We start from the raw sequence: 20,144 nt of genomic DNA on the forward strand, positions 1-20,144 counted from the left end.
GATGTCCAGCCCCAGCACCATCGCGACCATCGTCCTGTGCTTGCACGGGATCGGCATGCTGGCGGCCCTGCACGCCATCATGACGGTGCGCACGGCGCCGGGGGCGATCGCCTGGGCTGGCTCGCTGGTGCTGATGCCCTACCTGGCGCTGGTTCCCTACCTGATCTTCGGGCGCAGCCGCTTCGCCGGCTACGTGAGCGCGCGGCGCTTCAACACCGACCGGCTGCGCGAGCTGACCGCCGGCATGCAGGCCGGCGAGCGCGAGGCCAGGCGCGCCAGCGTGGTGGCCGAGCCGCCGCTCGCGGCCATGCGCGCGCTGCCGGGCCTGACCGGCGTGCCCTGCCTGGCCAACAACGACGTGCGCCTGCTGATCAACGGACAGGCCGCCTTCGAGGCGATCTTCGCCGCGATCGCGCAGGCGCGCGAAGTGGTGATGGTGCAGTTCTTCATCGTGCACGACGACGGACTCGGCCGACGCCTGCTGGAGTTGCTGTGCGAGCGCGCGGCGGCCGGCGTGCAGGTCTATTTCCTCTATGACAGCATCGGCTGCCATGCGCTGCCCAGGCACTATGTGCAGGCGCTGATGGCGGCCGGCGTGCGTGCGCGCGCGTTCGCCACGCGGCGCGGTTTCGTCAATCGCTTCCAGCTCAACTTCCGCAATCACCGCAAGCTGGTCGTGGTCGACGGCGAGCAGGCCTTCACGGGGGGGCTGAACGTCGGCGATGAATACCTGGGAAAGCGCCCGCCGCTGGCGCCCTGGCGCGATACCCATATCGCGGTGCGCGGTCCGGTAGTGCTCGATCTGCAGATGGCCTTCGCCGAAGACTGGTACTGGGCCGCGCGCGAGGTGCCGCGCCTGCTGCCGCCTCCGCCCGGGCCGGCCGGCGCGATGGTGTGCCAGCTCGTACCCTCCGGGCCTGCCGATCCACAGGAAACCTGCTCCCTGTTCTTCGTCGAGGCCATCCAGTCGGCCCGGCGCCGCGTGTGGATCACGACCCCGTACTTCGTGCCGGACGAGGCGGTGTTCGCGGTGCTGCGGCTGGCGGTGCTGCGCGGCGTCGACGTGCGCATCCTGATTCCGTCGCGCCCCGATCACCAGGTCGTGTACGCGGCGTCGAAGCTGTACGCCTACCAGGCCGTCCGCGCGGGCGTGAAGATCTATCGCTACCAGCCGGGCTTCCTGCACCAGAAGGTGATCCTGGTCGACGATGTGGCGGCTGCGGTCGGCAGCGCCAACCTCGACAACCGCTCGTTCCGCCTGAATTTCGAACTGATGCTGCTGACCGCCGACCGCGGCTTCGCCGCCGAGGTGGAGACGATGCTGGAAGCGGATTTCGCGCAAGCCAGGCAGATCGACAAGGAAGAGTACCAGCGCAGTCCCGCGCTGCTGCGCGTGGCCACCCACGTGGCGTCCTTGTTCGCGCCCATCCTCTGACGCGTGGGACCGGTCCGCCGGTCCGCCGGTCCGCCGGTCACCGGCCGCGGCTGCTTGTGTACACTGTCTACTATGACATCGCGCGTTCCCGCTCCGCCTTCCCGCCATCGCATCTCGGCGCCGGCCGCCACGTCGCCGCCGCGCCGCGAGACCTACCGGCATGGCGACCTGCGACGTGCCCTGCTCGAGGCCGGCGTCGAACTGGCGCGCGCAGGAGGGCCGGGCGCGGTGGTGCTGCGTGAGGCGACGCGCCGTGCCGGCGTCGTGCCGAATGCCGCCTACCGGCATTTCGCCAGCCGCGAGGCGCTGCTGGACGCCGTGCGCGCTGCCGCGCTGTCGGCCCTGGCGGTCGCGATGGAGGCCGAGCTGGCCAGGCTGCGGCGCGGCGCCGACGCCGCCGCGTTCGCGCGTGGCGGCCTGCGCGCGGTCGGCACCGGCTACCTGAAGTTCGCGCAGGCGCAGACCGGGCTGTTCCGCACCGCGTTCAGCGTGGCCGAGCCGGTGCACGAGTCCGCCACCGGTGGCCAGATGCCGGCCGATCCGGCCATGGCCGGGCACAGCGGGCGGAATCCCTTCCAGTTGCTGGAGGATGCGCTCGACGGGCTGGTCGAGGCCGGCGTCCTGCCGGCGGCGCGCCGGCCCGGGGCCGAGTACCTGGCGTGGTCGGCGGTGCACGGGATGGCGATGTTGCTGATCGACGGACCGCTGCGGCGGCTCGGCAAGGGCCAGACAGCGGTGCTGGGCCAGCGGCTGCTGGACATGGTGGAGCAGGGCCTGTAATCCAGCCGGCCGCAGAGGGGGAGCGCGCTGGCAAAAAAAGTGCTGCGATGCGCGATGCATCGCAGCACGTCAATGAGGCGCATCTGCCGGTGCAGGCAGATGGGGGTGTGGGCCTCAGATCGGGACACCCCGTCGGGGGGACGGGGTGCGGTAGAACTTTATTTGCAACCGCCTGCGAGTTGTTTGGGAGTAGTCCGCAAGGCTATTTGGAAGTATCTGAATGATCGGCAAACCGGCGTCAAGGGCCGCGACAGCAGGGCCGGGATGATGCGCTCACTGCTGCTGGTACCCGCCGCGGCATTGCTGCTGGGCGCCTGCGCCGGCGAGCCGGCCTTCCCGGGCGATGCCGAACGGGGCTGTCCGCGCTATCCGGCCTATGCCTCGCCCTACGCCTGCGACGGCTGGCCCTACGACGACAGCTACGTGCCCTATGCCCATCCCTATCCCTTTGGAGGGCCGATCCGGCCCTCTTATTACGACGGGCCGGGGTGGCCGGGCTTCGGTGCCTTCTCTGTCGGGGTCGACAGCCCCTTCTACGGCTATCGGTACGGCTATCGGCATGGATTCCGCTACGGTCTTTACTACGGTCGCTACTACCACGGCTACCGCGGAGGCTACGCCGACCGGCGGGGCTGGCGCGGCAGCCGCGCGGGCGCTCCGGCGGCGGGCGGCCGCTCCGGTGGACGCGGCCGCTAGCCGGCCCGCAAGGTTCTGGAGTATTCCCGCAGGGTAGATTGCGCCAATGCCTAGTCCTGAAGGGCACCGGCTTCCTACACACTCCTCCTTTTCAGTCAGGCGGCGAAGCGTTCGCCGACCTTTTTCCTTAGCATGGAGTTCATCTGCTTATGAGTGTCTTTCAAGGGACCGGTGTCCTGCTCGCCTTGATTGCCGTCTTCGGCGTCATCAACCATCGCTTCATCAAGCTGCCCGACACGCTGGGCATCACCGCCGTCGGTATCGTCGCCTGCCTGGCGGTGTCGGCATTCGGCTTCAGCCACCCGCAACTGGTGGCACAAGCGCGCGCCCTGGTGGCGCGCATCGATTTCCCCGAAGTGGTATTCCACGGCCTGCTGGGCCTGCTGCTGTTCGCGGGCGCGCTGCACGTCGACCTGTCACGGATGCGCCAGCAGCGGCGCGCCGTGCTGTTGCTGGCCACGATCGGTGTGCTGATCTCCACCCTGGCGGCGGGCACCGGATTCTATTTTGCCGCGCAGTGGCTCGGCCATCCGATCAGCCTGCCCTGGTGCCTGGTGTTCGGCGCACTGATCTCGCCGACGGATCCCATCGCCGTGCTCAGCGTACTCAAGAAGGCGGGCGCGCCGGAAAGCCTGGAGGCCAAGATCGCCGGCGAGTCCCTGTTCAACGACGGTACCGCCGTGGTCGCCTTCCTGACGCTGCTGGGCCTGGCCACAGGCGCAAAGGAGCTTTCCGCGCCGGACGTGGCCACGGTCCTGGTGCGCGAGGTGGCGGGTGCGCTGGCGCTGGGCGCGGCGGTCGGCTACTGCGCGTCGCTGCTGTTGCGCAGCGTGGACAGCTATCCCGTGGAAATCCTCATCACGCTGGCATTGGCCATCGGCGGCTACGCCCTGGCCGAAGCCGTGCACGTGTCGGCACCGCTGGCGGTGGTCATCATGGGCCTGGTGATCGGCAACCACGGTGCGGCGACGTCGATGTCGGAGAAGACCCGCGAACACCTGTTCTCATTCTGGGGGCTGCTGGACGAGCTGCTGAACCTCGTCCTGTTCGGCCTGATCGGCCTGGAAATCATCGCGCTCTCGCTGCAACAGCACATCGTCTGGCTCGGCCTGGTAGCGATTCCCGTCGTGCTGGCAGCCCGCGCCGTCAGCGTGGCCGTGCCGCTGCTGGCATTGCAGCGCTTCCGCCGCCTCAACCCGCATTCCGCCACCATCATGACCTGGGGAGGGCTGCGCGGCGGCATTTCGATCGCGCTGGCGCTTTCGCTGCCGGATTTCGACGGCCGCGAGATAGTGATCGGCGTGACCTACGTGGTGGTGGTGTTCAGCCTGCTGGTCCAGGCCACCACCTTGGGCCGCCTGGTCAGGCGCCTGGGCGCAGGGCCGGGGGCGCGCGCCGATACCGCACAGCCAGCACAGCCGGCCTAGTCGCCTGCATCAAGGGATGCGGGACCCGGGCCAGCGGCGCGGCTACCAGCAAGGTCACAGGTCACCGGCATCGCGCCACCTGTCCCGCATGCGAGGACGTTTCCGGCTTCACCCGGCGGCGTGCTCGCCCCGCTCAGGTGAGCTGCCGCAGCTGGCCGATGACGTTCATCAACTGCCCGTGTGCCACGATCACGCCGGATTCGTCCTGCAGCGCTTCCTGGTAGCGCTTGCAGAAGGCCGGGTCTCCGCGCTGGCTGAACAGCTTTTCGCTGGCCGCGGCGACCGCGCGGCAGGTTTCGTCGTGATGTTCCTTGCTGTCGAGTTCTTCGTCGATCTCGATGATCAGGCGCGAGAGGGGGTCGAGCCAGCGAAAGTAGGCATCCTCGGTCACGATCTGCACGAACTGCCCCGCTGGAATCGGGCCGTACAGGCGTTCATATTGACCTCGGTCATACCCGATCACTTCCTTGTGCACCTGGAGCAGCGCCGCGCGCAGGGCTCTCAGGCCTGAACGGCGATTCTCCTGGATGGCGAGGAACTGTTCGCTGGGCATGCTCTCCTCCTTTTCTGAGTGTTGCTAAGCGGATCCCGATGTCGTGCCGGACACTTCCAGCCAGTGCTCGGACGCGCTTGCCAGTATAGGCAGAGGCTATCGGTCCAGCCAGCGGCCAGCCCTAGCGAGTTTCCCGCATGCGGTTTGTCCCGATTGGCGCTGCGGGGCGGCTGGCGCTTGAGGAGGCGAGGGCCAGCGAAGGGCGGCCGCCGGATCACGCGCGGCTTGCGTGCCGGCCGCGCTACCCGGGGTCGGGCGGCGGGCGCCGGACGGCCCCGCCTGCACTTGGCTCAGGCTGCCTGCGCAGCCGCTTGCAGCAGGTGCTTCTGGATCTTGCCGCTGGTGGTCTTGGGCAATGCCGCGACGAAGTGGTAGCGGCGCGGGCGCTTGTAGGCGGCCAGCCGGTCGCCGTGGACGAGGAAGCGGTCGAGCGTGGCGGCGTCGACCGCGGCGCCGTCGCGCGGCACCACGTAGGCGCTGACGACCTGGCCCCAGACCGCATCGGCCTCGCCCCGCACGGCGACCTCGAGCACGTCGCCGTGCTCGATCAGCGCATCTTCCACTTCGCGCGGATAGACGTTCTCGGCGCCGGAATTGATCATGTGGTCGATGCGGTCGCGGATCCACAGGTAGCCGTCGCCATCGAGCACGCCGACGTCGCCGGTGTGGTACCAGCCATGGGCCAGCGCGCGCGCGTTGGCTTCGGGCCGGTTCAGGTAGCCGCGCATCATGCAGGGGCCGCGCACCAGGATCTCGCCCGCCTCGCCCGGGGCGCAGGCGTCGGCGGGATCGGTCGGGGCGCCATCGTCGCGCAGCCGCGCCACCACCAGGTCGTGGTTCAGCGCGGGGGTGCCCGCCGAGCCGGGGTGGCTCAACTGCTCGTGCGGATAGAGCACCGACATGCAGGGGCCCATCTCGGTGGTGCCGTAGACCTGGATCAACTGTGCGCCGACGAGCCGGTCCCATTCGCGCACCAGGTGCGGGGCCATCGACGCGCCGCCGTACTCGACCAGGCGCAGCGAGGCGAGGTCGCGTGCCGGCAGGTCGGGATGGTTGAGCAGCATGCCCACCATGGTGGGCGCCGCGAAGAAATGCGTGACGCGCTCGCTCTCGATCAGGTGCAGGGCCTCGGCGGCGTCGAAGCGCCGCTGCAGGACCTGGGTGGCGCCGACCTGCAGCCGCGGCAGGAAGCTGGTGTGCAGTTCGGCGGTATGGTTCAGCGGTGCCACGGACAGGCCGACGTCCTCGCGCGACAGGCGCATGGCCTGGTGCATCAGCGCGTTGTGCGCCAGCTTGCTGCGGTGGGTATGGAGCACGCCCTTGGGCCGGCCGGTGGTGCCGCTGGTGTACATGAGGATGCAGTCATCGTCCTCGTCCACCGCGATGCCAGGTGCCGTGGCGGGGCGGCCCGCGGCGAGGGCTGACAGGCGCGACGTGGCGAAAGCCGGCGCCGCATCCTCGTCCGCATAGATCCAGTGCGTGGTCGCGGGCGCCAGCGTGGCGGCCTTTTCCGCCACGTTGGCGCCCTCCGCTTCGAACAGCAGGGCCTTGGCGCCGCCATCCGCCAGGATGAAGGCGAGTTCCTGCGCGGCGAGCCGGTAGTTGACCGGATTGAAGACCGCGCCGATGCGCGCCGCTGCCAGCAGGCTGAAGACGAAGGCGGGGGTGTTGTAGAGGAAGGCAGCGACGACGTCGCCCTTGCCGATGCCCAGCGACAGCAGGCCGTGTGCGTGCCGGTTGACCTCCGCATCGAGTTCGGCGAAGGTCCAGGCACGGCGCTGCGCGCCATGCCCGTAGACGAGAGCGGTCTTGCCCGGCAGGTAGCGCGCGGGCCAGGCGAGGGTGTCGCCCAGGGTCTGGCTGTGCTTCAAGTCTTGTCTCCGGCTCGCCGGCAGCGATGTCTGCCGGGTAAAGCCGAAAACTATAAGGCGCGCCGCGCCGCAGGGGAAAGAACCTTTGGAAGTTTGCTTATGCCGGAAACGGCATATTTGCCGGCGACCGGGATCTTCCAGGCATCCGGGCCATCCGGGCGGCCCGCGCGCCTAGCGCGCGCTGTCGCACTGCGGGCAGACGCGCAGCAGCAGCGGGCCCTCCAGGCCGAGTTCGCCATCCTGGGGCAGGGGGCGTGCCTCGCCTCCGGCACCGGCCAGCATGCAGCGGCAACCGGCCGGACGCGGTTCCAGGCGGCGCGGCGTGCCTGCCGGCACGACCGCATAGTGGACGCCGAGCTGTACCCGGCGTTCCCACTGGCCGCTCGGGTCGAGCATCAGCAGCCACTGGCGGATCTGCGTCGACCAGTGCGCCACCGTTTCCGCCTTCACTTCGAGTTGCCGGGCCGCTTCCGCCAGCGACATGCTGCGCGCCAGCAGCGGGAAGATCTGCGCGAAGCGATCGACATGCCGCAGCCGGGCCAGCGGCGTGGCGCTCAGCCGGGTGAAGCGCCGCCGGCAATGGCGGCAGCGGAACTGGGGCAGTTCGTCGCCGCTCGGCGCGCAGGCATGGGCATCGTCCGCGCCGCAGTGCGGGCAGGCCGGCGCGATCGCCGCCTCGCTGCGCAGCACCTGCCAGGCGGCCTCGAGATAGGCGGCCAGCTCCGCATCGCCGCGGTTGCGGTTGCCGCTGCTCACGTGCATCAGGCTCGTCGGGCGCGGCTGCGCGCCGGCGGTGGACGCGAGGCCGGTGCAGGTGCGGAGGGCGGAGTGCTGGCGCATGGATGGAATCATGGTTGGCTTGTCTTGGCGCCGCTGTCTCCGGCGGCGATGGAAGAGGTGTCGCCGTGCCACCAGCCGCCACCCAGGGCGAGGTAGAGCGCGGCGGTATCGGCGAAGCGGCTGGCGCGCGCTTGCACGGTGGCCTGCACGGTGGTCTGGTAGGCCTGTTCGGCGTTGAGCAGCGCGAGCACGTTGATCTGTCCGAGTTCCAGTTGCCTGCTGGTGATGTCGAGCGTGCGGTTCGCCGCTTGTTCGGACTTCAGGGCCGCCTGCAGCACCAGCGCGTCGGCGTCCAGCGCATGCAGGGTGTCGGCCACGTTCTGGAAGGCAACCACCACGGTCTCGCGGTACTGCGCTTCGGCCTGGGCCATGGCGGCATCGGCAGCGCGCTTGCGCGCCAGCAGCGTGCCGCCGGCGAACAGTGTCTGGGTCGCGCTGCCGGCCAGGCTCCAGAACACGTTGCCGTCGTTGAACATCTGGCTGAACACGGTCGAGCTGCCGCCCAGGCTGCCGGTCAGCGTCAGCTGGGGCAGCATGTTCGCGATCGCCACGCCGACCTGCGCGGTCGCCGCATGCAGGTTGGCTTCGGCGGCACGCACGTCGGGGCGCTGGTGCACCAGTTGCGACGGCAGCGAGACAGGGAGTTCGCGCGGCAACTGGAAGTCGGCGAAGGTGAAGGTGTCCTCCGGGCCTTCGGCGGGCAGCTTGCCGGTCAGGGCGGCAAGCTGGTCGCGCTGCAGCGCGAGCTGCTTGCGCAGCGTGGGCAGCGCCTGCTCGGCCTGCGCCAGCTGGGTCTGCGCCGCCGCGACGTCGAGGCCGCTGGCCGCGCCCAGACCTTGCTGGCGCTGGAGATTGTCGAACAGGCGGGTATTGATCTCGACGATGCGCTCCTGTGCGTGGATCTGGGCGCGCAGGCCCGCTTCCTGGATCGCGGCCACGACCAGGCTCGAGGCCAGCGTCAGGTAGGTCGCCTCCACCTGGCAGCGCTGCGCTTCCTCGCTGGCGCGCAGCGATTCGACCTGGCGGCGGTTCAGGCCGAACACGTCGGGGGCATAGCTGATCGCCAGCTGCGCGGTGTGGAGGGTGAAGTATTCGTCGCCGGAAGTCAGCGTCGGCGAGATCGTGCCGACCGCGTTGCGCTGGCGGCTGGGCGAGTACGAGGCTTGCAGGGTTGGGAAGAAGGCCCCTTGCTGTGCCTTCACGTTCTCGTGCGCCTGCCTCAGTGCCGCTTGCGCCGCGGCCACCGTCGGGCTGGCCTGGAAGGCATCTTCGATCAGGCGGTCCAGCTTGGGCGACTGGAACAGCTGCCACCACTGGCGCGGAATGTCCATGCCGGCGACAAAGCGCTGGGCTTCGCCGCCCACGGTTGCTGCCGCGGCAGTCTGCGCCGGCAGCGGGGCCGGCGTGTAGCCGGCCGTGGCCGGTGCAGCAGGCGTCTTGAAATCCGGGCCGAAGGCGCAGGCCGAGAGCAGCGCACAGCCCGCGGCGGCGGCGGCCAGGGTGCTGCGTTGCCACCGGAATGGCCCGGTCTGCGGCGTGCGGTTGGGGAGAGACATCGATACGGCCTGCAGGCGTCCGGCTGGAATGTGCAGCGATTCTAGGAGCGATCCCGCAGGCCGAATACTGTGATTCGTCACAGTCCTGTGATTCCTCACAGTAGACTGCCCCCCATTGGTGCAAGCATGATGCGGGCAAATTTGCGCTATCTGTGGGGGTCCGCCGTGCCAATCGATGTCAAATCCGCCGCCATCGGGGCGACGGCCGCCGCTGTCGTGGTGGGAGGACTGGTGTTAGGCCTGTCCGGGCACACGCAGCCGACAGCCCTCTACGGCCCGCCTGCGGGCGGGCCCGCTTCGGCGCCGGCCGCGACCGTGCGCGGTGCGCAGGAAGTCACGCTCAACCAGGGGCAGATGCAGCACGTCAAGGTGGCCCCGGTGGAGGAGCGCGATTTCGCCAACCGGCGCGAGGCCATCGGCAACGTCGACTTCAACGAGGAGCGGTCGGTCCAGGTGTTCCCCACCAACCAGGGCAGGATCCGGCGCGCGTTTGCCAGGATCGGCGAAGACGTGCGCAAGGGCCAGCCCCTGTTCGAGATCGACAGTCCCGACCTGGTGCAGGCGGAATCCACGCTGATCTCCACGGCCGGCACGCGCGAGCTCACCACGCGCGCGCTGCAGCGCGCGCGCGGGCTGCTGGAGATCCAGGGTAACGCGCAGAAGGACGTGGACCAGGCCGTTGCCGATCAGCAGACGGCGGACGCCGCCTACAAGGCCGCGCGCAATGCGGTCGCCATCTTCGGCAAGAGCGAGGCCGAGATGGACCGCATGATCAAGGAGCGCCGCACCGATCCCGTCCTGACCGTGACCAGCCCCATCGATGGGCGCGTCACCGCGCGCAACGCCCAGCCCGGACTGCTGGTGCAGCCGGGCAGCAGCACCGCGCCTTATACCGTGTCCGACCTGTCGACCATGTGGATGCAGGCCTTCGTGCCCGAGACCGACAGCCCGCTGCTGCGCGTCGGCCAGCCGGTCAAGGTCAAGGTGATGGCCTTCCCCGGGCGCGTGTTCGACGGCAAGGTCACTTCGATCGGTGCCACCGTCGATGCCGGCACGCACCGCGTGCTGGTGCGCTCCGAGATCCAGGATCCGCACCACGAACTGCGCCCCGGCATGTTCACCTCGTTCGAGATCCGCACCGGCGAGCCGATCCGATCGCCCGCGCTGACGGTGGACGGCGTGGTGCGGGAAGGGGACGGCACCATGACCGCCTGGGTCACCGCGGACCGCAAGCGCTTCACGCGCCGCGTGGTGAAGATCGGCCTGATGCAGGACGACGTGATCCAGATCGTCGACGGCCTGCGGCCGGGCGAGCTGGCCGCCACCGAGGGCGCGCTCTTCATCAGCAACGCCGCCGCCATGTCCGGCACCTGAGCCGGCGATGCGCACCGAATCCATCCATACCCGATGAGCATCGAGCTGAACAAGAGGTAAATCCGTGCTGAGTGCCCTTCTCAAGCTGTCGCTGACTCGCCGGCCGCTGATCCTGCTGTTCCTGCTGGTGTTCGCCGGCGCCGGCCTGTTCGCCTTTTCCAAGCTGAACATCGAGGCCTATCCCAATCCCGCGCCGGTGATCCTGGAGATCACGGCGCAGGCGCCGGGCCTGTCGGCCGAGGAGATGGAGCGCTACTACACGGTGCCGATGGAAGTCGGGCTGGCGGCCACGCCCGGCGTCGAGAGCATCCGCTCGACATCCTTCTACGGCCTGTCCTTCGTGCGCGTGACGTTCAAGTACGGCATCGACTACTACTTCGCCTACACGCAGGCGGCGCTGGCGCTGCAGCAGAACGTCAGCCTGCCCAACAACGTGCAGCCGCAGATCCAGTCCTCCAGCCTGGTCGGCGAGATCTACCGCTACCAGCTCAAGGGGCCGCCGCACTTCGGCCTGACCAACCTGCGCACGCTGCAGGACTGGGTGCTGCAGCGCCGCCTGAAGACCGTGCCGGGCGTGATGCAGGTGGTGAGCTGGGGCGGCACCACCAAGGAATACGACGTCGATGCCGACCTGCACAAGCTGGAGGCCTACAACGTCACGCTGCCGCAGATCGTCACCGCGCTGGGCAATGCCAACGCCAATGTCGGCGGGCGCACCATCAACTTCGGCCAGCAGTCGGTCAATATCCGCGGCGTCGGCCTGATCCAGGATGTGTCCGACATCGAGAACATCGTGCTGACGCAGAGCAACGGCGTGCCGGTGCTGATCAAGGACGTGGCCAGGGTCAAGGTCGGTTTCACGCCGCGCCTGGGCCGCTCGGGGCGCGACAACGAGGATGATGTGGTGACGGCCGTGGTGGTGATGAACCGCACCCTGCAGACCAACGAGGTGGTGGCCCGCGTCAAGGCCGAGATCGACAAGATCAACAGCGACGGCACGCTGCCGGCGGGCGTCAGGATCGATCCCTACTACGACCGATCCTCCCTGGTGGCGGTGACCACGCACACCGTGCTGCACAGCCTGCTGTTCGGCTGCCTGCTGGTGTTCTTCATCCAGTGGGTCTTCCTCGGCGACCTGCGCAGCGCCATCATCGTCAGCGTCAATATCCCCTTCGCGCTGTTCTTCAGCATCATGATCCTGGTGCTGGTGGGGGAGTCGGCCAACCTGCTCTCGGTGGGGGCGGTCGACTTCGGCATCATCGTCGACTCCTCGGTGATCCTGGTCGAGAACGTGTTCCGCAACCTGCAGATGCCGGCCGCCGAGCAGGCGCGGCTGCTGGCCAGCCGCGAGGCTCGCGTGCTCGGCATGCGCGTGCCGGAGCGCATGCGCATGATCTTCGTCAGCGCGCTGCAGGTCGACAAGGCCGTGTTCTTCTCGGCCGCCATCACGGTGGCCGCCTTCGTGCCGCTGTTCACCATGCAGGGCGTGGAAGGACAGATCTTCGGCCCGATGGCGCGCACCTACGGCTACGCATTGCTGGGCGCGCTGATCGCCACCTTCACCGTGACGCCGGTGCTGTGCAGCTACCTGCTGCCCAAGGACATCGAGGAGAAGGAAACCTGGCTGGTGCGTGCGCTCCACCGCGTCTACGCGCCGACGCTGAAGTGGTCGCTGTCGAACAAGCGCTTCGCCGTGGTCGTCGGCGCCTGCGTGCTGGTGCTGACCGGCGTGCTGATGTCGCGCCTGGGGACCGAGTTCCTGCCGGCGCTGGAGGAAGGCAACCTGTGGATCCGCGCGACCATGCCGCCGACGGCCTCGCTGGAGGCAGGGGTCCAGCCGGTGGCGCGCATGCGCCAGATCCTGCTGCGCCACCCGGAGGTGGCCACGGTGGTGTCCCAGCATGGCCGCCCCGATGACGGCAGCGATGCCGCGGGCTTCTTCAATGCGGAGTTCTTCGTGCCGCTGAAGCCGTTCGACCAGTGGCCCGCCGGCATGACCAAAGAAAAACTGGTGGCGCAGGTGCAGAAGGAGTTCAACGATGAGTTCGCCGGCATCGCGCTGAACTTCTCGCAGTACATCCAGGACAACGTCGAGGAAGGGCTGTCCGGCGTCAAGGGCGCCAACTCGGTCAAGATCGTCGGGCGGGATCTCGACACGCTGGAGCGCCTGGCCGACCAGGTCGAGCGCGAGATGTCGCAGGTCAAGGGCGTGACCGACCTCGGTGTGTTCCGCGTGATGGGCCAGCCCAACCTGAACATCCGCATCCGCCGCGACGCGGCGGCGCGCTACGGCTTGAACACCGGGGACGTCAACACCGTGATCCAGGCGGCGCTGGGCGGCACGCAGGCGACCACCGTGCTGGAAGGCGACCGGCAGTTCGCGCTGACGGTGCGCCTGGCGCCGGAGTATCGCAACAACATCGATGCCATCCGCAACCTCAAGGTGGCCTACCAGACCTCGGGCGGCGGCAATGCCTATATCCCGCTGAGCGAACTGGCCGACATCACGCTGGACACCGGCGCTTCGTACATCTTCCACGAGCGCAACCAGCGCTTCATCCCGGTCAAGTTCAGCGTGCGCGGGCGCGACCTGGGCGGTACCGTGGCCGAGGCGCAGGCGCGCATCGCGCGCAACGTCAAGCTGCCGGAAGGCTATCGCATCGACTGGGCCGGCGAGTTCGAGGAACTGGAGCAGGCCAAGCAGCGCCTGGAGGTGATCGTGCCGATCAGCATCCTGATGATCCTGGTGCTGCTGTACGGCCTGTTCAACTCGCTGCGCGACAGCCTGATGGCGCTGGCCGGCATCCCTTTCGCCATCGCCGGGGGCGTGGCCGCGCTGTTCCTGACCGGGCTGGACTTCAGCATCTCGGCGGCGATCGGCTTCGTCTCGCTGTTCGGCGTCTCGGTGATGGACGGCATCCTGATGATCACCTACTACAACGACCTGCGCGGCCAGGGCATGCCGTCGGGCGGAGCGATGTTCCATGCCGCGCAGCACCGCATGCGGCCGATGCTGATGACGGCCCTGTCGGCCTGTATCGGCCTGTTCCCGGCGGCCATTTCCACCGGCATCGGCAGCCAGGTGCAGCGGCCGCTGGCGACGGTGGTGGTGGGCGGCATGCTGGTCGGGCCGATCATGCTGCTGGTGATCGTGCCGGCGCTGCGCATGGTCTTCCTCGGCAAGGATGCGCAGCCCGACGGCGAGGGCGGCGCGGCTGCGGAATCGGGGGTGTAGCGGCGGGTGCGCAGCGCCTGGCGGTGGCGCGCGGCCGCCGTCGCCTGCCGCCGCCAGAGCCCGATCCTCAGGGTTTGATGATGCCGGCCGAGGCGGCCTTGACCACCGCCTCGATGCGGGTGGCGACGCCGAGCTTCTCGCGCGCGTTGTCGATGTGGAAGTCCACCGTGCGCTTGGACAGGCCGAGGATGGTGGCGATCTCGCCCGAGGTCTTGCCGCGCGCGGACCACACCAGGGCCTCGATCTCGCGCTCGCTCAAGTGGACCGCGGGCAGCGCGGGGCGCTGGCGCGCGACGCGCGCCAGCCGCGTCTCGACGATGCTGGCGAGGATGTCGAAGTCCACCGGCTTGGTGACATAGTCGTCGGCGCCCAGCCGGCGCCCCTTCAATTCCGCCTCGCGCTGGGCCAGCGCGGTCAGGAAGATGAAGGGCATGTCGGCGAAGCGCGGCGCCAGCGCGGTCACCCGCTCCAGCAACTCGAAGCCGGTCATCACTGGCATACTCACGTCGCAGAGCACCAGGTCGGGGGCGTCGCGCAGGATGGCGGCCAGGCCTTGCTGGCCGTCGTGGGCGATGTCGACGGCGAAGCCGCGGTCGACCAGTTCTTCCGCGATCAGGTCGGCGGTCTCGGGATCGTCCTCGATGCAGAGGATCTTGCGCCGCGCGGCGTTCATGGCAGTCTCCGCGGCGGGCGGGCCGGGGCGGCCCGCCCGCCGGCCCGGTGCGGGCAGGCAGGTTTCATCATGCGTATCTTATGAAGCATCCGAGTCAGGCGTCCGTTACGGCGCCAGCCAAGCCGCAGCGGCCCGTGGCGCGCCGGCGCGCGGGCATACCGGCGTTGCGCCCGATCCGGGTACGGCTGTCGCTGGTGTTCGTGCTGTTCCTGTTGCTGGTGGCCGGGGTGGGCGTGTTCAGCATCGACCGGCTGGCGAGCTTCCACAGCGTTTCGGCCCAGATCAGCGGGCGCTGGCTGCAGAGCAACCGTATTCTAGGGGATCTGAACAACTACATCTCGGATTTCCGCGGCAGCGAGGGCGACCTGCTGATCGCCAGCACACGCGCCGACCTGCACGCCGCGGAACAGGAGATCGCCCGCCTGGACGATATCGTGGAGGGCGGCGAGGCGCGCTACAGTCGCCTGGAACACGATCCGGCCGAGCTGGCGCTGTTCCAGCAGTTCACGCAGGAGTGGGCCACCTACCGGCAGGCCGCCTTGCGCGTCAGCGCGCTGGTGCGCAGCGGCGACATGCCCGGCGCCATCCAGCTATACCACGGCGATTCGCGCCGCGCCTTCAGCGCCGCCAACGGCACCCTGTCGGTGCTGACCGAGCGCAATGTGACGGGGGCGGCCGAGGCCACCGAACGCGAGGCACAGGCCTACGAGGAAGCACGCCGGCTGATCGCTGGCGCCATCCTGATCTCGCTGTGCCTGGCGGTGGCGGCGGTGGCCTATATCGTCGGCGCGGTGTCGGCGCCGATCGCGCGCCTGGTCGAGCGCATGCACCGCATCTCGGATAACGACCCCGACGTGGACATTCCCGGCGCCCAGCGCCAGGACGAGATCGGCGACATCGCCCGCGCGGTGGTGCGCTTTCGCGACAATACCCGCGAACTCGAGCGCAGCAAGGCGGTGCTGGCGGCGCAGACCGCCAGGCTGGAGCAGACCCTGGCCAACGAGCGCCGCATGGCCGAGCTGCAGCGCAATTTCGTCTCGATGGCATCACACGAATTCCGCACGCCCCTGAATGTGATCGACGGCCATGCGCAGCGCCTGCTGCGCATGCGCGAGCCGCTCTCGGCCGAGGCGCTGGCGGAGCGCTGCGGCAAGATCCGCGGAGCCGTGCAGCGCATGACCAGCCTGATCGACCGCCTGCTGGATTCGTCGCAGCTGATGGACAGCGTGGCCATGGCGGCACCGCAGAGCGAAGACTTCGCCTTGCCGCAGCTGCTGCATGAGGTCTGCGAGATGCATCGCGACAGCTCGCCCAGCGCGCAGCTGGAAGAGGCCTTCGACGCCGCCGCCGCCGAGTACGTGCATGGCGATCCGCGCCTGCTGTTCCAGGCCTTCAGCAACCTGGTCGGCAACGCGGTCAAGTACTCGCCGGCGCGGTCGCCGGTGCGGATTGCCATCGAGAGCCGCAAGGACGCCCTCGCCGTGTCGGTCGAGGACCAGGGTATCGGCATCCCGGAGAACGATGTGGCCCACCTGTTCGAGCGCTATGTGCGCGGCGCCAACGTGGCCGGCACCGTGGGCGCGGGCGTCGGGCTCTACCTGGTCAAGCTGGTGGTCGACCTGCACCATGGCGAGGTAGCGGTGGACAGCCGCGAGGGGCACGGATCGCGTTTCACCGTGGTGCTGCCGCGCGTGGCGCCGCCGCGCCGCATGCCGTAGCCGCGCGGGGCGGGCCGCCGGCGCGCGGCTCTCAGACGCGGAAGTCGGCGATCATGTCCTCGTCGGTGCGCGCCTCCAGCCGCCCTGAGCGGCACGCGGCGGCAAAGGCGTCGTAATCGCGCTCGACCTGGTCGGCATAGCTCGCGGCATATTTCAGCAGGGCCTCGACGAAGCGGTCGCTGCGGCCCATGTAGGCGGCGATCTCGATGGCCTTGCCGCCCGCCTTGGCGTGGGCGCGCGCCAGGCTCCAGCCGCACAGGTTGGCGTAGCCTTCCAGCACGTCGAGATCGAACAGCTCGATGTCTGCCGACAGCTTCATGTCGCGCAGCTGGCGGAAGTAGAAATGCCGTCCGGTCGGCCCGGTCGACCAGCCGAGGAAGATGTCGCTGGCCGCCTGCAGCACGCGCTGGCCGAGCACCACCCGCTGTCCCTCGTGGGCCGCCGCCTTGCCCGACAGGCTGCGCCGGATCACCGACGGGCTGGCTTCCTTGATCTGCAGGAACATGGGCTTGCCCAGGTCGTCCGTCATCAACAGCACCAGGCAGCGCGTGCCGACACTGCCGACACCGACCACCTTGAAGGCGAGGTCGTGCGCGCGGAAGTGGCTGAGCAGCGCGCGCCGGTCGTGTGCGAGCGTCTTCAGGTAGCGCGCGAACATCTGCCCGGCCAGTTCCTGCCAGTCGTCCAGCCGCAGCCAGCCGTCGTCGGCGTCGAACAGGGAGTTCACGCCGTGCACGTGGAACATCGCCGGCGGCATCTCGCGGATGGTCCAGGTGCCGTCACGCAGCTCCGCCATCTTTTCCAGCATGGTGTCGTGCGTGCGCGTGGCCGCGCGTTCCATGCCATGGCGGATCGCGCGGCGCCGCTCGGGGGTGAGCGCGGTCTCTAGCATGCGCTCGAAGGTGATGCGGTCGTACCAGAGTTCGAGCGCGCTGTATTCGGCATAGCGGCGCATGCGCGCCTGGTACTGGCGCACCACGGCCTCGACCATCGCCTCGGCGGTGCCGCGGCTCAGGCGCAGGTGGCGCGCCGCCAGGATGAAGCTGACCGCCAGCCGCTTCAGGTCCCATTCCCACGGGCCCTCGTCGGCCTCGTCGAAGTCGTTCAGATCGAATACCAGCTGGCGCTCGGGCGTGGCGAAGCCGCCGAAGTTCAGCAGGTGGGCGTCGCCGCAGATCGGCATGGCCATGCCGGTGCCGGGCAGGCGGCCGAGATCATGGGCCTGGAGGATGGCGCTGCCGCGGAAGAAGGCGAAGGGCGAGGCCAGCATGCGGCCGTAGCGCAGCGGTACCAGGCGGGGCACGCGACCCGCGCTGCTCTGTTCGAGCAGGGCGATGGCGTCACGCTCGGGCTTGCCGGCCTCGGCGTGGGCGGAGCGTTTCATGTACTCGCGTACGGCGCGCCCGGCCGCCGCACGGTTTGCCGGCGAGGTCTGCGCCATCATGCGCCGCTCTCCGTCACGCAGGCGGACGCAGCGGGTCCGGGGCGGGACCGGCGTGAAGGAAATGTCCTGGTTGCAGCTGGATACCGCATCGCTTTCTCCTGGCGGGCGCCAGGCGCGGCGCCGCGGTGGCGCGCGTCCCCGGCCGCGGCGGGACGGATTCTGTCCATGCGACAGGAGCATAGCAGTCAAGCGCGTGTGTGGAGAGGGCTTTTGCATCTCCCTGCCCGCATCTCCCCGCCGGTCCGCGAGGGGCAGGGAAATGGATCGCCCGGCCCGGCGGGGCACGGGCCCCGCTTGCGGAGGGAGCCCGCGCTTGCCGGCTGCCTGCCGGCCGCCGGTGCGCTGGCTAGTGCAGGCCGAGACGATAGCTCACGGCGTAAGGCAGCTTGCCCGGCTTGGCGCTGCCGACGGGCTGCGACAGGGCGGTGAACTCGGTCTCGTTGAAGGCATCGAGCCGGCCCAGTTCGGCGGCGGTCTTGCCGTTGCTGGCCACCGCGCCCGGCGCCAGCGCCACCATGGCCGTGGCGGCGGCACGCACCGCCGACAGGTAGCTGGCGTTGTCGTCCAGGTTGTAGCCGGACAGCTTGACCTGCCGGCGCAGCCAGTCGCCCCAGTAGAACTCGGTGAACTCGGTGGCGCCCGCCAGCTGCTGGTAGCCGATGTCGCGCGTGAAATAGACCAGGGAGCGGTAGCGGTCATTGCCCAGGCCGTTGCCGAAGCCCAGGCCGGCCGGCAGCTGGACCGGCGTGATGGCGCGGTTGTCGGCATCCTTGAGCCACACCAGCTTGCGGGCGCGCAGCGTGCGGAAGAAGGCGCCGCGGCTCAGGGTCGACAGGTTGTCCTGCACCTTGATCCACATCCTGGCCTTGCTGCCGCCATCCGCGCTTTCCCACACGCTGCTGAAGGTGTGGTGGCCATCGGTCAGGTAGGGCACGCCGCCGGGGCCCACCACCAGCGTCTTCATGTCCTCGGGCTTGGTGCCGACGTCCTTGGTGCAGGTGAAGGAAGACAGGTCGTCCAGGCGGGCGGTGGCCAGCGGCGCGCTCTTGCTCTTGTTCTGCCCGTTGGCCTCGCAGGCGTCGTCGAATTTCTTGACGGGGTCGGCCGCGTAGCGGCCCAGCTTGTAGTAGATCTGGTCGTAGCCGATCGCCGGCTGGGTCGGGCGCAGGTCGCCCAGCGTCACCTTGATGATGTCGTTGGCCTTGGCACCAAGGTAGGCGGAATTGCCGGCCTCGGCCGGCATCGGCGTGCAGACCCCCATCAACTGGCGCGTGCCGCCCTCGACCTGGCGCAGCTGGTAGGCGAGCCGGGCGTTGACCGGCAGCAGGGCGAGGGTAGCTTGCCGGGCCTGCCCGTCGACCGTGAGCGGCCAACTGCCCGCGATCAGGCCATTGGCGTTGCCGCCGGCGGCGGCGTTGTAGCGCAGCGCGACATCGGCGGCGAGGTTGTCGGCGGCCAGGGTGGTGCCGCCGACGGAGACGATGTTGCGCGCAGTGCGGCCGGTCGTTGCACCGGCGCTGTCGAGTTCCGGCTCGGCGCACAGCCAGTCGCCGTCGATGGCCTGGGTGCCTAAGGCCTGCGTGGCTTGCAGCAGCCAGCTGCCGTTGCGGGCGGTGCCGTTGCTCTCGCGCGAGGCTTCGTCGACCACCAGCGTGGCCTGTCCTGCCTTGGCGCCTTCGGCGCGTGCCACGAACAGGCGTCCGACCGCCTTGCCGGAGAGCGACAGGGCAAAGGCGCCGGGGTAGCGCGCCTGGTCCGCGTCGGCGGCCAGCTTGCCGCTCTCGCCGCCGCTGCAAGCGTCGGCATAGGCCTGGCCCGGGCAGTAGCGCACGGCGCCGTCGCTGCCGATGCGCAGCTGGCCGGCGGCGGCGAGGGTGCCGGCCTGGCGCAGGAAGTTGTAGGTGCCGGCGATGTCGGCGAGCTGGGCGCCGCGGTTGGCGGCGCTGAGATGGCCTTGCAGCAGGCTGCCGTCGCCGGCGGCGACGTTGGGGACCTGGCCCAGGGCGCCCGACAGCACGCCATCCTGCAGGGTGAAGGTGAAGGTGACCGCGGCGGCGGCCTGGGCCAGCGCGGCGGGCGCGCCGGCACCGGCCGTGAACTGGCCGGCACGGTAGCCGTTGCCGGCGGCCGCGTAATCGGCGACCAGGCTGCCGGCCAGGCCGAACTGCGAGTCGAGGAAGCGCAGTGTCAGCTTGCCGGCGGCGGGCTGGCCGAGTTCGACCGAAACCGTATCGCCGAAGCCGATCGCGCCCACATAGAGCTGGCCGCCGGCCAGCGGCGCCACCGCCGCGGGCGTGCTGGTGCCGGGCGTGCCGCCCCCGTTGCTGCCGCCATTGCCGCCGCTGCCGGCGACCGGCGCAGCGTCGTCGCCACCGCCGCAGCCGGCGATCAGCGCGGCCGCCAGGCCGCAGGCGATGGTCCTCGAATGCCCCTTCATGTTCTTCCCCGTTCCTTTTTTCGATGATCCGCGCCGGCGCATGTGACGCCGGATGCAGGCGGACGGTGTGCAAATCTATGGCAGGAAGATGACGGTGGTGTTACA

At 69.4% G+C, this 20,144-nt stretch carries 14 protein-coding genes; 7 read left to right on the forward strand and 7 right to left on the reverse strand.

Translation table 11 applies throughout. The annotated features are described in order from the left end of the window. The first annotated feature begins 1 nt into the window (after nucleotide 1). The 4 genes from cls (at nucleotide 2) to BKK80_RS26115 (ending at nucleotide 4,338) form a co-directional block, all read left to right on the forward strand. A complete protein-coding gene (gene cls / locus BKK80_RS26100) occupies nucleotides 2–1,435 on the forward strand; it encodes a cardiolipin synthase (RefSeq protein WP_418235916.1) in 1,434 nt (477 codons plus the stop codon). A gap of 72 nt (nucleotides 1,436–1,507) precedes the next feature. After that, on the forward strand, nucleotides 1,508–2,215 hold the full coding sequence (locus BKK80_RS26105; protein WP_071071883.1) for a TetR/AcrR family transcriptional regulator: 708 nt from the start codon (nucleotides 1,508–1,510) through the stop codon (nucleotides 2,213–2,215). Between the two features lie 264 nt (nucleotides 2,216–2,479). Beyond that, nucleotides 2,480–2,911 (forward strand): hypothetical protein, encoded by a 432-nt coding sequence (locus BKK80_RS26110; protein WP_071071885.1) that lies wholly within the window; start codon nucleotides 2,480–2,482, stop codon nucleotides 2,909–2,911. 149 nt (nucleotides 2,912–3,060) lie between these two features. Further along, nucleotides 3,061–4,338, forward strand: a complete 1,278-nt coding sequence (locus tag BKK80_RS26115) for a cation:proton antiporter (protein WP_071071887.1) — start codon at nucleotides 3,061–3,063, stop codon at nucleotides 4,336–4,338. Nucleotides 4,339–4,471: 133 nt separating this feature from the next. On the opposite strand, the gene BKK80_RS26120 is transcribed toward BKK80_RS26115, so the two are convergent. From BKK80_RS26120 to BKK80_RS26135, 4 genes are all read right to left on the reverse strand, one after another. Then, a complete protein-coding gene (locus BKK80_RS26120; protein ID WP_071020643.1) occupies nucleotides 4,472–4,891 on the reverse strand; it encodes a hypothetical protein in 420 nt (139 codons plus the stop codon). Between the two features lie 290 nt (nucleotides 4,892–5,181). After that, nucleotides 5,182–6,762: a long-chain-fatty-acid--CoA ligase gene (locus BKK80_RS26125; protein WP_071020640.1), complete on the reverse strand. Its 1,581-nt coding sequence runs from the start codon at nucleotides 6,760–6,762 to the stop codon at nucleotides 5,182–5,184. Between the two features lie 171 nt (nucleotides 6,763–6,933). Further along, entirely contained in the window at nucleotides 6,934–7,602 is a 669-nt protein-coding gene (locus tag BKK80_RS26130; protein WP_071071889.1) for a DUF746 domain-containing protein, read from the reverse strand. Nucleotides 7,603–7,610: 8 nt separating this feature from the next. Continuing rightward, a complete protein-coding gene (locus BKK80_RS26135) occupies nucleotides 7,611–9,158 on the reverse strand; it encodes an efflux transporter outer membrane subunit (RefSeq protein ID WP_083384564.1) in 1,548 nt (515 codons plus the stop codon). A gap of 165 nt (nucleotides 9,159–9,323) precedes the next feature. Here BKK80_RS26135 and BKK80_RS26140 point away from each other — a divergent pair, with 165 nt between their 5' ends. Both BKK80_RS26140 and BKK80_RS26145 read left to right on the forward strand, forming a co-directional pair. Next, nucleotides 9,324–10,532, forward strand: a complete 1,209-nt coding sequence (locus BKK80_RS26140; protein WP_071022658.1) for an efflux RND transporter periplasmic adaptor subunit — start codon at nucleotides 9,324–9,326, stop codon at nucleotides 10,530–10,532. Between the two features lie 64 nt (nucleotides 10,533–10,596). Beyond that, nucleotides 10,597–13,767 (forward strand): efflux RND transporter permease subunit, encoded by a 3,171-nt coding sequence (locus BKK80_RS26145; RefSeq protein ID WP_071020635.1) that lies wholly within the window; start codon nucleotides 10,597–10,599, stop codon nucleotides 13,765–13,767. 67 nt (nucleotides 13,768–13,834) lie between these two features. Here BKK80_RS26145 and BKK80_RS26150 read toward each other — a convergent pair whose 3' ends face one another. Continuing rightward, nucleotides 13,835–14,440 (reverse strand): response regulator transcription factor, encoded by a 606-nt coding sequence (locus BKK80_RS26150; RefSeq protein ID WP_071020632.1) that lies wholly within the window; start codon nucleotides 14,438–14,440, stop codon nucleotides 13,835–13,837. Nucleotides 14,441–14,520: 80 nt separating this feature from the next. On the opposite strand from BKK80_RS26150, the gene BKK80_RS26155 reads away from it, so the two are divergent. Beyond that, nucleotides 14,521–16,158, forward strand: a complete 1,638-nt coding sequence (locus tag BKK80_RS26155) for a sensor histidine kinase (protein WP_084545763.1) — start codon at nucleotides 14,521–14,523, stop codon at nucleotides 16,156–16,158. Nucleotides 16,159–16,189: 31 nt separating this feature from the next. On the opposite strand, the gene BKK80_RS26160 is transcribed toward BKK80_RS26155, so the two are convergent. Beyond that, nucleotides 16,190–17,599: a DUF2252 domain-containing protein gene (locus tag BKK80_RS26160; RefSeq protein ID WP_071022655.1), complete on the reverse strand. Its 1,410-nt coding sequence runs from the start codon at nucleotides 17,597–17,599 to the stop codon at nucleotides 16,190–16,192. A 349-nt stretch (nucleotides 17,600–17,948) separates the two neighbouring features. After that, nucleotides 17,949–20,039, reverse strand: coding sequence for a ParB/Srx family N-terminal domain-containing protein (locus BKK80_RS26165; protein WP_071071893.1), 2,091 nt, complete (start codon nucleotides 20,037–20,039; stop codon nucleotides 17,949–17,951). Nucleotides 20,040–20,144: the final 105 nt, after the last annotated feature.

The sequence above is a fragment of the Cupriavidus malaysiensis genome (genome assembly GCF_001854325.1).
Taxonomy (GTDB): domain Bacteria; phylum Pseudomonadota; class Gammaproteobacteria; order Burkholderiales; family Burkholderiaceae; genus Cupriavidus; species Cupriavidus malaysiensis.